Origin of the sequence: Rhodoferax sp. GW822-FHT02A01 (assembly GCF_038784515.1) — a bacterium.
GTDB lineage: Bacteria > Pseudomonadota > Gammaproteobacteria > Burkholderiales > Burkholderiaceae_C > Allorhodoferax.
The window spans coordinates 4,641,903-4,655,189 of the sequence record NZ_CP152376.1 but is presented as its reverse complement, the minus strand read 5'-3'; the positions used below and the strand labels follow the sequence as shown (position 1 = coordinate 4,655,189).

The 13,287-nt window shown below is 61.5% G+C and carries 13 protein-coding genes; 11 read left to right on the top strand and 2 right to left on the bottom strand.

What is annotated here, in order from left to right:
* The first annotated feature begins 166 nt into the window (after window positions 1-166).
* Genes AAGF34_RS22080 through AAGF34_RS22040 form a run of 9 tightly spaced genes read left to right on the top strand, consistent with a single transcriptional unit; the run spans window position 167 to window position 9,479 of the window.
* Window positions 167-610 carry a thioesterase family protein gene (locus tag AAGF34_RS22080; RefSeq protein ID WP_342617853.1) on the top strand — a complete coding sequence of 148 codons (444 nt, stop codon included), beginning with the start codon at window positions 167-169 and terminating at the stop codon, window positions 608-610.
* A complete protein-coding gene (locus AAGF34_RS22075; protein WP_342617852.1) occupies window positions 607-1,302 on the top strand; it encodes a nitroreductase in 696 nt (231 codons plus the stop codon). The genes AAGF34_RS22080 and AAGF34_RS22075 overlap by 4 nt, the downstream gene beginning before the upstream one ends.
* Before the next feature lie 9 nt (window positions 1,303-1,311).
* Complete coding sequence (locus AAGF34_RS22070) at window positions 1,312-3,162, top strand: ABC transporter permease (RefSeq protein WP_342617851.1); 1,851 nt, start codon at window positions 1,312-1,314, stop codon at window positions 3,160-3,162.
* Window positions 3,155-3,982 (top strand): ATP-binding cassette domain-containing protein, encoded by an 828-nt coding sequence (locus tag AAGF34_RS22065; protein WP_342617850.1) that lies wholly within the window; start codon window positions 3,155-3,157, stop codon window positions 3,980-3,982. The genes AAGF34_RS22070 and AAGF34_RS22065 overlap by 8 nt, the downstream gene beginning before the upstream one ends.
* Entirely contained in the window at window positions 3,975-4,649 is a 675-nt protein-coding gene (locus AAGF34_RS22060) for an ABC transporter ATP-binding protein (RefSeq protein WP_342617849.1), read from the top strand. The genes AAGF34_RS22065 and AAGF34_RS22060 overlap by 8 nt, the downstream gene beginning before the upstream one ends.
* Window positions 4,646-5,854: a nicotinate phosphoribosyltransferase gene (pncB, locus tag AAGF34_RS22055; RefSeq protein ID WP_342617848.1), complete on the top strand. Its 1,209-nt coding sequence runs from the start codon at window positions 4,646-4,648 to the stop codon at window positions 5,852-5,854. The genes AAGF34_RS22060 and pncB overlap by 4 nt, the downstream gene beginning before the upstream one ends.
* A gap of 51 nt (window positions 5,855-5,905) precedes the next feature.
* Entirely contained in the window at window positions 5,906-6,898 is a 993-nt protein-coding gene (locus tag AAGF34_RS22050; protein WP_342617847.1) for a D-glycerate dehydrogenase, read from the top strand.
* A gap of 24 nt (window positions 6,899-6,922) precedes the next feature.
* Entirely contained in the window at window positions 6,923-8,302 is a 1,380-nt protein-coding gene (rmuC, locus tag AAGF34_RS22045) for a DNA recombination protein RmuC (RefSeq protein ID WP_342621161.1), read from the top strand.
* A gap of 58 nt (window positions 8,303-8,360) precedes the next feature.
* Window positions 8,361-9,479: an MFS transporter gene (locus tag AAGF34_RS22040; RefSeq protein ID WP_342621160.1), complete on the top strand. Its 1,119-nt coding sequence runs from the start codon at window positions 8,361-8,363 to the stop codon at window positions 9,477-9,479.
* A 30-nt stretch (window positions 9,480-9,509) separates the two neighbouring features.
* Here the strand turns inward: AAGF34_RS22040 and AAGF34_RS22035 are convergent, their stop codons facing one another.
* Both AAGF34_RS22035 and AAGF34_RS22030 read right to left on the bottom strand, forming a co-directional pair.
* On the bottom strand, window positions 9,510-10,382 hold the full coding sequence (locus AAGF34_RS22035; RefSeq protein ID WP_342617846.1) for a TIGR00730 family Rossman fold protein: 873 nt from the start codon (window positions 10,380-10,382) through the stop codon (window positions 9,510-9,512).
* Window positions 10,383-10,411: 29 nt separating this feature from the next.
* The gene (locus AAGF34_RS22030; protein WP_342617845.1) at window positions 10,412-11,002 is read right to left on the bottom strand and encodes an XRE family transcriptional regulator; all 591 of its coding nucleotides are present in this window, start codon (window positions 11,000-11,002) and stop codon (window positions 10,412-10,414) included.
* A gap of 115 nt (window positions 11,003-11,117) precedes the next feature.
* Here AAGF34_RS22030 and kbl point away from each other — a divergent pair, with 115 nt between their 5' ends.
* Window positions 11,118-12,341, top strand: coding sequence for a glycine C-acetyltransferase (kbl, locus tag AAGF34_RS22025; protein ID WP_342617844.1), 1,224 nt, complete (start codon window positions 11,118-11,120; stop codon window positions 12,339-12,341).
* Window positions 12,338-13,285: an NAD-dependent epimerase/dehydratase family protein gene (locus AAGF34_RS22020; protein WP_342617843.1), complete on the top strand. Its 948-nt coding sequence runs from the start codon at window positions 12,338-12,340 to the stop codon at window positions 13,283-13,285. Before kbl ends, AAGF34_RS22020 begins: the two co-directional genes overlap by 4 nt.
* Window positions 13,286-13,287: the final 2 nt, after the last annotated feature.

Here is a 13,287-nt window from a genome sequence, read left to right as displayed (position 1 = left end):
CCGCAGCATGGTTTGCATTGTAGTCAGGCATTCGGCCTTTGCAAGCTCTTTTTGTTGCGATGCAGCAATTTAGAGAGGAGCTTCTAAATGTTTACGGTGGTGAGGGGGCCGGTCACGCCCGCGACACCACCGAATTGAATCGTCGACGGACTGGCAAAATCAAGGGATGTCTACCACGCCTACCCAGCGCCCAGAACCCGAACCGCGCAGTGCCTACAAGGTCTTTCGCACGATACCCACGCGATGGAATGACAACGATATTTATGGGCATGTCAACAACGTCGTTTATTACAGCTGGTTCGATACTGCGGTCAACACCTGGCTGATCGAGAGTGGTGTGTTGGATATCCATGCCGGCGCAACCGTAGGGTTGGTGGTGGAGACGCATTGCAATTTCTTTGCGCCGCTGGCTTTCCCGCAGCCTGTAGATGTTGGGCTGCGCATTGCGCACCTGGGCAAGAGCAGTGTGCGCTATGAGCTGGCGGTGTTCTCCGAGTCCGGAGCGTGCGCGGCCAAAGGCCATTTTGTGCACGTCTACGTAGATGCGCAGACGCACCGACCGGTAGACCTTCCCATCCCTTTGAAAAACCTCCTGGAGACCGCTGCATGACCCGCTCTGCGATAGACGAAGCTATTACCTCCCGACGCTCGGTGCGCGCATTCACCCAGCAGCCGGTGGCCCGCGCCGACATCGAGCACATTCTGGAGGTCGCCAGTCGCGCGCCGTCGGGCACCAATTGCCAGCCCTGGAAGGTGTACGTCCTGCAGGGAGCCAAGCGCGACGAACTGGTGCGCCTGACATGTGCTGCCCATGACGCTCTGCGCGCCGACCCCAGCCTGGCGGAGCTCTACAAGGAAGAGTACGACTACTATCCCCAGAAATGGGTCAGCCCCTACATCGATAGGCGTCGCGAAAACGGCTGGAGTCTGTACGGCTTGCTGGGTATCGGCAAGGGCGACAAGGACAAGATGCATGAGCAACACCAGCGCAACTTCCATCTATTCGACGCGCCCGTGGGCCTGATGTTTACCGTGGACCGCGTCATGGGCCGCGGCTCCCTGGTGGACTACGGTGCTTTTCTGCAGAACGTCATGGTGTGCGCTCGGGGGCTGGGGCTGGACACCTGCCCGCAGGCGGCATGGAACGGCTTTTCCAGCATCGTCCTTCCGCTGATTGGCGCGGGCCCGGACGAAATGCTGGTCTGCGGCATGGCCCTGGGCTATGCCGATCAACAGGCCATTGTGAACACGTTTCACACACCCCGCGTACCGGTACAAGATTTCACGCACTGGCTGGACTGAAGCGCCGCAATGGCTGCCTTGGCGATTGCACTGCTGGACGGACTGAGCTACGCAAGTACGCTGTTTCTGGTGGCAGCCGGACTGACCCTGATCTTCGGGGTCACGCGCATCGTCAATTTTGCCCATGGCAGCTTCTTCATGCTGGGTGCGCTCTTTGCGGCCCACTGGCTGGTGGACTGGTTTCCGGCGTGGGCTGATAACGCATGGCTGTATGCCTGCGCCATGGCGTTGGGAGCGCTGTGTGCCGCATTGGCCGGGGCGCTGGCCGAGGTGGTCTTGTTGCGCCGGCTTTATGGCGTCCCTGAGCTCTATCAGCTGGTTGCCACCTTTGGTTTGACGTTGGCAATGCACGATGGCATGCGCTGGATATTCGGACCCGACGAAGTGTTTGCGCCACGCTTTCCTGGCCTCAAGGGTTCGATTGCCATCGGCGACGGCTTTTTCCCCACGTATCAGTTGCTCACGATTGCGCTGGGCCCCTTGTTGTGGGCCGTTCTGCATGGCACCTTGCACCATACGCGCTGGGGTGTGCGCCTGCGTGCGGCCACGCTGGACCGTGACATGCTGTCCGCACTGGGTGTATCACCCCGTCCCCTGATGCTGATTGCCGTGGCGTTGGGGTGTGCACTTGCGGGGCTAGGCGGAGCGCTGCAGTTGCCGCGCGAGCCGGCCAACCTTCAGATGGACATGAACATCATTGTGGAAACATTTGTGGTGGTCGTGACGGGCGGGCTCGGCAGCATTGGTGGCGCCTTTCTGGCGGCTTTGCTGATCGGCCAGGTGCACTCCTTGGGGACCGCACTGATGCCTCAGGCCACGCTGGTCCTGGTCTTTGTCACCATGGGGCTGGTGCTGGCCTTGCGCCCTCAGGGGCTGGCGGGAACCGAGCTGCAACCCGTGCCACATGAGCAGGGCATCCGTTTTGCCCTATGGCCGCGAACCGCCGCGCGATTCTCGTGGTTGTGTGTCGGCCTGGTCGGGCTTGCCGCTCTGGCATGGTCTGCCGGACCGTATTGGCAATCACTGTGCGGTGATGCACTGATACTGATCGTTGTGGGTGTGAGCATGCAGGCCATGATGGCCTTAGGTGCCCTGGTGAGCTTTGGTCATGCGGCCTTCTTCGGATTGGGGGCTTACGTTGCTGCATGGGTGCATCTGAGCTGGGGTTGGGGCCTGGGGCATGCCCTATTGGCGGCCAGCGTTTCCAGCTTGTGTCTGGCTGCCTTGGCTGGGCTCGTTCTGGTACGCCGCAGCGGTGTGTATCTGGCGATGCTCTCGCTGGCGTTGGCGCAGGTCCTGTGGGCCACGGCAAGCCAATGGGGCCCGGTGACCGGGGGCGACAACGGTCTGATCGGCCTGCAACTGGTTACGGAGGCTGGCCGACCGGTTTTCTACGCATTGCAGGTGCTGTTGGCCGTGGGGGCCGTTGTTTTGTTGCGGAGCTTGGTGCGTTCGCCCCTGGGCGCGGCTGTGCAGGCCGTGCGGGATGCGCCCTTGCGGGCTGCTGCCAGTGGTCTGCCCTTGTATCGGGTTAAATGGAACATGCTGGTGCTCAGTGCGACGATGGCCGGCTTGGCCGGCGGCCTGTTCGCCGCGCACAAGGGCTCGGTGTTCCCATCAGCCCTGGCGGTTGCCACCTCGGTCGACATCCTGTTGGTGGTGTTGCTGGGTGGCATGCACCAGCTCTGGGGCAGCGTGGCCGGCGCCTTGGTGCTGGTCGTGGCCAGCAGTGCGCTTGGTCGCGGGTTTGACTATTGGCGCGGAGCGCTGGGCCTGCTGGTGATGATCATCATGGTGTGGGCGCCTTCGGGCCTGCTCGGATTTCGCCGCGCGCTTGCGACCAGGGATTTTCATGACTGAAACGTCGGGTCTGGAGGTACGCGATCTGGCTCGTCACTTTGATGGCGTGCAGGCGGTTCGTGGCGTGAGTTTCAAGGTTCTGCCCGGTGAGTGCGTGGCGTTGATTGGTCCCAATGGGGCAGGCAAGTCCACCACCTTCGCCTGCATCGCGGGGCAGCATGCCCTGAGCGCCGGGCAGATCGTGTGGAATGGCGAGCGGGTGGACCTGCTGCGGCCGGCGCAGCGCCTGCATCGCGGCATGGCGCGCACCTTTCAGGTGGCGCAGACCTTCGAGGCCTTGACCGTGCTGCAAAACGTGCAGCTTTTGTTGCGCGATACACCGGTACTTCACCCCTTGCGATCGCTGGATGCCATGCCGCAGGATCGTGCCCTCGCGCTGCTGCAACGTGTGGACTTGCACGAACAGGCTGCATTGGATGCACGCCAACTCCCTTACGGCGCCAAGAAGCGGCTCGAGCTGGCCATGGCGCTGGCCGGGCTGGAACCTGGTACATCGCAGCGAGCGGTCCAAACAACCCATACCGCCAGACTGTTGTTGCTGGATGAGCCGGCGGCAGGTCTGGCACCCGCAGAGCGCGCTGCATTGATGCGTCTCGTGCAAGCGCTGACCCGCAATCCGGGCGCAGACTGTCCCCTGGCCGTGCTGTACACCGAACACAACATGGACGCAGTGTTTGGCGTGGCAGATCGCGTGATAGTGCTCATGGAAGGGCGCATCGTGGCCAGCGGCAGTGCGCAGGAAGTTGCCGCGGATCCGTTGGTGCGTTCGCGTTATCTGGGGCAAACCTTCCGACTGCAAGAGGAGGGTGCCCATGCTTGAAGTAACCCGTCTCAATGCCTGGTATGGGGACGCACAAGCGCTGTTTGACGTGTCCTTGCAGGTGAAGCCGGGCGAGCTGGTGGTGCTGGATGGGCTCAACGGAGCTGGCAAATCCAGCTTGCTGCAGTCCCTCATGGGTCTGGGACCGCGTGCGCAAGGAGGCATCGTTTTTGCTGGTCGGGACATTTCCCATTTGCCAACGCATCGGCGCGCCTTGATGGGGCTGGGTTATGTGCCCGAGAATCGGCGCCTCTTTGCGGATTTGACGGTACTGGAGAACCTCACCGTGGCCGCACGTCCTGGCGTGTCTCATGGTCAGCAGCCTGACATGTACGGCCAACTGGAACAGGTATTTGCCATGTTTGCCCCGCTGAAGCCTCTGCGCAAACGCCGCGCGGCCGAGATGAGCGGGGGAGAACAGCAAATGCTCAGCATTGCCCGCACGCTCATGACTGCGCCCACCATGCTGCTGCTGGATGAGCCGTGTGAAGGGATCGCTCCGGTGTTGGTGGAGTCGATTCGGGATGCCTTGTTGGCGTTGAAAGCACAGGGTTTGCCCATGTTGATTGCGGAACAAAATGCCCTACTGTCCGATCATGCGGACCGGGTCATTACACTGGTGACCGGGCACATCAGCCGGCCCCTTTCCGAGCACAACGAAACATGATCATTACCAGCCTTCTGGATACCGACCTTTACAAGTTCACCATGATGCAGGCGGTGCTGCACCAGTTCCCCGGTGCGCAGGTAGAGTACCGCTTCAAATGTCGCAACCCCGGAATCCAGCTGGCTCCGTTTGTCGATGAAATCCGTGAGGAAATCCGGGCCTTGTGCGGCTTGCATTTCCTGGACAGCGAGTTGGCCTACCTGCGCTCCATGCGCTTCATCAAGAGCGACTTTGTGGACTTTCTGGGCCTCTTCAAGCTCAACGAAAAGTACATCACGGTCACGCCGTTGCCGTCGGGCGAAATCGGCATCGAGATCGTCGGCCCCTGGCTGCACACCATCTTGTTTGAAATACCGGTTCTGGCCATCGTCAACGAGGTCTATTTCCGCAACATGCAGAAGGTGCCGGACTTTGTCGAAGGGCGCAAGCGCCTGGATGTGAAGATCGGCCAGTTGCGGGCCGAAGGCCTGAGCGACCTGAAGATCGCAGACTACGGAACCCGGCGCCGTTTTTCGCGCGCCTGGCACGAGGAAGTCATGCGCGTGCTGGCCGCACGCCTGGGCACCAGCCACAGCCCCGGACAGACGCGCTCCATGCCGGGTCAGCTCGCCGGCACCAGCAATGTGCTGCTGGCGATGAAGCTGGGCCTCACCCCCCTGGGAACCATGGCGCACGAATATCTGCAGGCCTGCCAGGCACTGGGGCCTCGCCTGCGTGATAGCCAGATCTTTGCCTTTGAATCCTGGGCCCGGGAATACCGTGGAGACTTGGGCATTGCGCTCAGTGACGTCTATGGCATGAATGCCTTTCTGCGCGACTTTGACATGTATTTCTGCAAGCTCTTCGATGGCGCACGGCACGACAGTGGCGACCCGTTCCAGTGGGGCGAGCGCATGCTGGAGCACTACACGCGAAACCGTGTCGACCCACGCACCAAGACGCTGATCTTCAGTGACGCGCTGACCGTGCCACGCACCATTGAGCTGTACCAGCAGTTCCGGGGGCGTTGCCAACTGGCTTTCGGTATTGGCACCAATCTCACCAACGATCTGGGCTACGAGCCCCTGCAAATCGTCATCAAGATGGTGCGTTGCAACGGCCAGCCTGTGGCCAAACTCTCTGACACACCCTCCAAGAACATGTGCGAGGACGAACGTTATCTGGCCTATCTGCGTCAGGTGTTTGAAATCGAGCAGCCAGCCTGAGGCGCACTGCGTGCCCTGAACTGAAGACCCCCAATCCCAATTCACTGATCCATGACCCAACCCGCCGTCCTCATCACCCGCGCCATATTCCCGCACGTTCTGGAGCAGCTCAGCCAGCACTTTGATGTCGAGTCCAACCAGGAGGACGTCATCTGGTCGCGCGAAGAGCTGGTGCGGCGCCTGCAGGGCAAGGCTGGCGCCTTCATGACTGGGACCGAACGGGTCGATGCCGAATTGCTGGCGAAGTGCCCCGGGCTGAAGCTCTGCGCCAACATGACTGTCGGGTACAACAATTTCGACTTAGGCGCGATGAGCGCAGCTGGTGTGCTGGCCACCAACGCCCCCGACGTGCTGACCGAAACGACGGCGGACTTTGGCTTTGCCCTGTTGATGGCAACGGCGCGCCGCATAACTGAGAGCGAACATTACCTGCGTGCCGGCAAGTGGACGCGCTGGAGCTACAACATGTTTGCCGGAGCTGAGGTGCACGGAAGCACCCTGGGCATCGTGGGCATGGGACGCATCGGGCAGGCGGTGGCCAAGCGCGCGGCACTGGGCTTTGGCATGCAAGTGATCTACCACAACCGCTCCCGTCTGGACGCCGCCACCGAGGCGGCCGTGCAGGCGCGTTACGTGGGCAAGGAGGAACTGCTCAAGACGGCGGACCATGTGATGCTGGTGCTGCCGTATTCGGCCAGCTCGCACCATACCATTGGTGCCGCCGAGCTCGCGCTCATGAAGCCCACAGCCACGCTGATCAATATCGCCCGTGGCGGCATTGTGGATGACGCTGCCCTGGCCGAAGCGCTGCGCGAAGGGCGCATCGCTGCCGCGGGCCTGGATGTGTTTGAAGGCGAGCCTTCGGTCAATCCGGCTCTGCTCACCGTGCCCAATGTAGTGCTGACTCCGCACATCGCCAGCTCCACCATCGGAACGCGTAAAGCCATGGCGGCCCTGGCGGTGAGCAACCTGATCGGCTTTCTGGTGCATGGCAAGCCGGTCACACCGCTGAACCCAGAAGTCCTGTCGCCGCGTGGCGCTTAAGTGGAAGTTGCATCCTTGAACCCTATGCTTTTCTGGGCCTTGCTGGCCCTGGTGCTGTTGAACACCGTGGTCCTCGCGTGGCTGGCCTTGCGCAAGCACGATGCGCAGCACGACCAATTGCGTCTTCAGCAGGAAGAGGCCGCGCGCCAGCAACTGCTGTCCGCCATGGCCGCGCAGACGCAGAACATGGAGCGCGCCTTGCGCCAGGAGATTGCCGAGTCCGGCCGCAGTGCGCGGCAGGAAGCATCGCAGAGCTTGGCCACCTTCCAGCAGACCTTGGTGCAGCAGGCGGCTGAGGCCACCCGAACCCAGAACAGCCAGATTGATGCCTTCGGCCAGCAGCTTGCTTTGCTGCAAAAGACCTTGTCCGATACGCTGACCTTGCAGCTTGGCAATGTGAGCGAGTCCAACGCGCGTCGCATGTCCGAAATCCGCCAGACGCTGGAGGCGCAACTGGCGCAGCTGCAGACCAGCAACGCCGCCAAGCTGGACGAAATGCGCTCCACCGTGGACGAGAAGCTGCAATCCACCCTGCAGGCGCGTCTGGGTGAGAGCTTCAAGCAGGTGGCCGAGCGGCTGGAACAGGTGCACAAAGGGCTGGGCGAAATGCAGACCCTGGCGCAAGGCGTGGGCGACCTCAAGCATTTGCTCACCAACGTCAAGACCCGTGGCATGTTCGGTGAAGCGCAGCTGGCCAGCCTGCTGGAGCAGGTGCTGGTACCGGACCAATACGCCGCGCAGGTGGCCACCAAGCCGGGCAGCAAGAACGTGGTGGACTTTGCCATCAAGCTGCCGGGCAAGTCCGACTCGGGCGAGCCACTGTGGCTGCCAATCGACGCCAAATTTCCCAATGAAGATTACGAACGCCTGCTCGATGCGCAGGGCAGGGCGGACGTGCTGGCGGCTGAGGCGGCAGGCAAGGCACTGGAGCTGCGCATGCGTCTGGAAGCCAAGTCGATCAACGAAAAATACGTGGAGCCGCCCTACACCACGGACTTTGCAATCCTGTTTCTACCTACCGAGGGCTTGTATGCCGAGGTGCTGCGCCGCCCCGGTCTGATGGAAAGCCTGCAACGCGACCACCGCATCACGCTTGCGGGTCCGACCACGCTGCTGGCCATTCTGAGTTCCCTGCAAATGGGCTTTCGCACACTGGCACTGGAAAAGCGCAGCAGCGAGGTCTGGCAGGTGCTGGGCGCGGTCAAGAACGAATTCGGCAAGTTCGGCGATGTGCTAGCCAAGGTCAAGTCCCAGACCGAGACGGTGCTCAAGACACTGGACAACGCCCAGGTGCGCAGCCGGGCCATGGACCGCGCCTTGCGCAAGGTGGAGAGCCTGCCAGACACCCAGGCCCAGACACTGATCGCGATGGACAGTGGTGATCTGGACGGCGAGATTGGCTAAGGCTTCTTCCTGGGCCCTGGCCCGCCTGGTCGCGGGTCACATCTGTTTGCATGGCGCCATGGCCGGTACCCGCATGGCAGCGCCCTTGCTGGCTCTGCAGCAGGGCTATGGTGCGCTGTCGGTCGGCAGCCTGTTGGCGCTGTTTTCGCTCACCCAGGTATTTCTAGCCATTCCTGCAGGGCGTTATGCCGACCGCCATGGGCTCAAGCGCCCGGTGGGTCTGGCCCTGATTGTGGCCGTGTTGGGTGCAACGCTTGCCGTACTGTGGCCACGTTTTGAAATCCTGTGTCTGACTGCCCTGTCCATGGGTGGTGCCACGGGGTCTGCCTCGATCGCACTGCAACGCCATGTCGGACGCGCGGCCCATGATGCAACCGAGCTCAAGCGCGTGTTCAGCTGGCTATCCATAGGACCTGCCGTGTCGAACTTCTTTGGCCCCGTGGTCGCCGGACTGTTGATCGACCATGCCGGCGTGTGGATGGGTGGCGCGGCGGCAGATAGCAATGGTTTTCGTGCAGCCTTCCTGTTCATGGCCTTGTTGCCGCTGCTGACCTGGGCCTGGGTGCGGCATACCGAGGAATTGCCACCCGTGGAACATCCTGCCGGTGTGCCCAAACCCCAGGTGTGGCATTTATTGCGCGAGCCCTCCATGCGCCGTCTGCTACTGGTGAACTGGCTGCTCTCCAGCTGCTGGGATGTGCACACCTTTGTCGTCCCCGTGCTGGGGCACGAGCGGCAGTTCAGTGCCTCAGTGATTGGCGCCATTCTGGGAAGTTTTGCGGTGGCCGCAGCCTGTGTGCGTGTCCTTATGCCCATGTTGGCAGTGCATCTGAAAGAGTGGGTGGTGGTCAGCGGCGCGATGGTGATAACAGCGTTGCTGTTTGCCATCTATCCCCTGATGCATACGCCGCTGGCCATGGGTATCTGCTCGGTGTTACTCGGACTGGCGCTGGGAACGGTGCAACCCATGATCATGAGCACTTTGCATCAGATCACGCCCCACGCGTTGCACGGGCAGGCGATTGGCCTGCGGCTGATGAGCATCAACCTCTCCAGCGTACTCATGCCCATGCTGTTTGGCACTGCGGGCATGGTGGTGGGCGTGTCCATCGTGTTCTGGACTGTGGGCGCAGCGGTGGGGCTGGGCTCGCGCGCCGCCTGGCATCTGCGCCCCTGAAAGGCCTGCCCGACGGACAGGTTGGAGCAGTCAGTCGGCCCGAAGCCCGTAAAAGGATCGGATCATGTCCCAGGCTTCCTGTGGATCGTCGGAATACTGGACCAGGGCCAGATCCTCCTGCGCAATGGTGCCTTCCTCCACCAGCACATCCAGGTTCACCAGCCGCTTCCAGTAGTCGGTTCCGAACAGAATAATGGGTACCGGTTTGGACTTTTGCGTTTGCACCAGCGTAATCACTTCAAATAGCTCATCCAAGGTGCCAAAGCCTCCTGGGAAGGCCACCAATGCCTTGGCCCGCATCATGAAATGCATCTTGCGGATGGCAAAGTAATGGAACTTGAAGCTCAGCGAAGGCGTCACATACGGGTTGGCCTTTTGCTCATGTGGCAAGGTGATGTTGAGGCCGGGTGTGGGGGCACCCAGTTCGTGCGCACCGCGGTTGGCCGCTTCCATGATGCCGGGACCGCCGCCAGTGCAGATGTACAGCCGCTGGTCCTTTGGAGCGTTCAGGCTGTACTGTGCCACCAGGCGCGCAAACAGGCGGGCGTTGTCATAGTGTCGGGCGTTGCGCATATGCCGTTGGGCAATGGCGATTTGCTCCACGTCACCAACGGCCTGTGCCTTGGTCAGGCGTTCCTGTGCGACTTCGGGGGAGACAAAGCGTGCGCTGCCAAACACCACCACGGTATCGTCCACACCCTGTTCAGACTGGTCCAGATCGGGCTTGAGCATTTCCAGTTGCATGCGCATGCCGCGGGTTTCGCGGCGCAACATGAACTCGGGGTCGGCAAAGGCCAGGCGGTAGGCGTCCGGTTGCAGGACAGTGCCTTCGTAGGCCATTGCATTGAGTTCGGCCCAGGCGTTGGCGAGGCGGCTTTCTTTGAGGTTTTGCGTGTTTTCCATGGGGTTATTGTGCACGCTGAAAAAGACACTTATGCCGGGTGTATCACTACCAGCCAACCGCTGGCCGCGGTTTTTCCCGTGTTGCGAATGCAGTGTGCATTGTCGGCACTGTAGCGTGCTGTTTCGCCGACCTTGAGCTTCTGGCTGGTATCTGCCAATTGCACTTCCAGACTGCCGGTTGTGACGGTAATGTGTTCCCGGGTGCCGGGCTCATGCGCCTCGGAGTCCAGCGCGCCACCGGGCTGCAGCCTGAGCTCATACCATTCAAACTGCCCAGCCATCTCCACGGGGCCCAGGATGCGCAGTTCGCACAGACCATCCGGACTGCGCAGCGACGGTGTGGCCTGGGTGGCTACCAGCGTGATGGCCGGCGCGGCCTGCGGCGGTGCACCGCCCAGCAGATCTGCGATGGGCACACCCAGCGCATTGGCCAAGCGCCAGACCACGGCGACGGTAGGGTTGGCCTGCGCCCGTTCAATCTGCGACAGCATGGACTTGGATACTCCAGCCTTGCGGGATAGCTCTTCCAGTGACAAGGCACGCGCCTGGCGCAGTGCGGCCAGGGTATCGCCCACACGGGGCGGCTCGTTTTCGATTTCACGGGGTTTTCGGCTAGCCATAGGTATACGTACGGTAATCGGGTGTTGTTCGATATAATGAAAAAATATTCGATATGCTGTATATTTGCAAAATCGTTAAACCATTGTGCCAGACTCCCGAACAAAAGGTGCCGCCATGACAATCAACGCTTCTTTCTATGCTCATCTGAACAACGAGCTCGACAGCATCCGTGCGGCCGGGTTGTACAAGTTCGAACGCATCATTGCCACGCCGCAGGGCGCGCACATCCGCATCTGCAAACCTGACGGCACGCAGCAGGATGTGCTGAATTTTTGCGCCAACAACTACCTGGGCCTGTCCTCGCATCCCCAAGTGGTGGAGGCCGCGCACGAGGCGCTGCGTACCCACGGCTACGGCCTGAGCTCGGTTCGCTTTATTTGCGGCACCCAGGATTTGCACAAGACATTGGAGGCACGCCTGTCCCGCTTCCTGGGTACGGAAGACACCATTCTTTATGCAGCAGCATTCGATGCCAATGGCGGCCTGTTCGAGCCTCTATTGGGCGAGCAGGATGCAGTCATCAGCGATGCGCTGAACCACGCTTCCATCATTGACGGCATACGCTTGTGCAAGGCGCAGAAGTACCGCTATGCCCACAACGACATGGCCGACCTGGAGCGTTGCCTCAAGGAAGCGCGGGCCGCGGGTGTGCGGCATATCCTGGTGTTTACCGATGGTGTGTTTTCCATGGACGGAACCGTGGCGCAGCTCGACACCATGCGCGCTCTGTGTGACCGCTATGACGCGCTGCTGGGTATAGACGAATGCCATGCCAGTGGCTTCATGGGCAAGACCGGTCGCGGCACGCATGAGTTCCGCGGTGTCTATGGCAAGGTGGACATCGTCACCGGCACGCTGGGCAAGGCACTGGGCGGCGCATCGGGCGGCTTTACCAGTGCCCGTCGCGAGGTGGTGGAGTTGCTGCGCCAACGCTCACGCCCGTACCTGTTCTCCAATACCGTGGCGCCCAGCATCGTGGGTGCGTCACTGGCGGTCCTGGACTTGCTGGAAGGTTCCACCGCCCTGCGCGACAAGCTGGAGGACAACACGCGCTATTTCCGTCAGGCCATTACCGCTGCAGGCTTTGACATCAAGCCCGGTGACCACGCCATTGTTCCCATCATGGTGTACGACGCGGTGGCCGCGCAAAAGCTGGCGGCTCGCATGCTGGAGCTGGGTATTTACGTGGTGGGTTTCTTCTTCCCCGTGGTGCCCAAGGGACAAGCCCGCATCCGTGTGCAGATGAGCGCCGTGCATGACCGCGCCCATCTGGAACAGGCGGTGGCTGCCTTTACCCAAGCCGGTACCGAACTCGGATTGATCGGAGGCAAGGCGTGAGTGTTCCCAAGATTTTGATCATCGGTGCCAATGGGCAGATTGGTACCGAGCTGACAGTTGCGCTGGCACAGCGCTACGGCACTGAAGCCGTGGTCACCAGCGACTTGGCGCCCGAAGGGCGCGTGGTCGGCGTGCACCACGAAATGCTGGATGCCACGGAGGCCTCTGCCTTGACCGAAGTGGTCAAACGCCATGAGGTGACACAGATCTACCTGCTGGCTGCGGCCCTGTCGGCCCGGGGTGAGCAACATCCCCAGTGGGCCTGGGACTTGAACATGAAGGGCTTGCTCAATGTGCTGGAGCTGGCCCGTACGCACAAACTGGAACGTGTGTTCTGGCCCAGCTCCATTGCAGCCTTTGGCCCGACCACACCGCGCGATGCCACACCGCAAAAGACCGTGATGGAGCCCACCACCATCTATGGCATATCCAAGCTGGCGGGCGAGGGCTGGTGCGCCTGGTACCACCGCAACCACGGTGTGGACGTGCGAAGCCTGCGTTATCCGGGTTTGATCAGTTGGAAGACCTTGCCCGGTGGCGGCACCACCGACTATGCCGTGGACATCTTTCACTCGGCCATCAAGACCGGGCGCTACACCTGTTTTCTGGGGCCGGACACGCGCCTGCCCATGATGTACATGCCGGATGCCATACGCGCCACGCTGGAACTGATGGATGCACCTGCGGACAGCGTGCAGGAGCGTGGCTCCTACAACCTGGCGGCGGTGAGCTTCACGCCCGAAGAGATTGCCGCAGCCATTCGCAAATACATCCCCGGCTTTGAGATCAGTTACGCGCCGGATTTCCGTCAGGCCATTGCCGACAGCTGGCCGCGCTCCATTGACGACACTACCGCGCAGGCGCAATGGGGTTGGAAGGCCAGGTTTGATCTGGACGCCATCGTGGCGGACATGCTGGAAAACCTGCGGCGCACCTTGAAATAAAG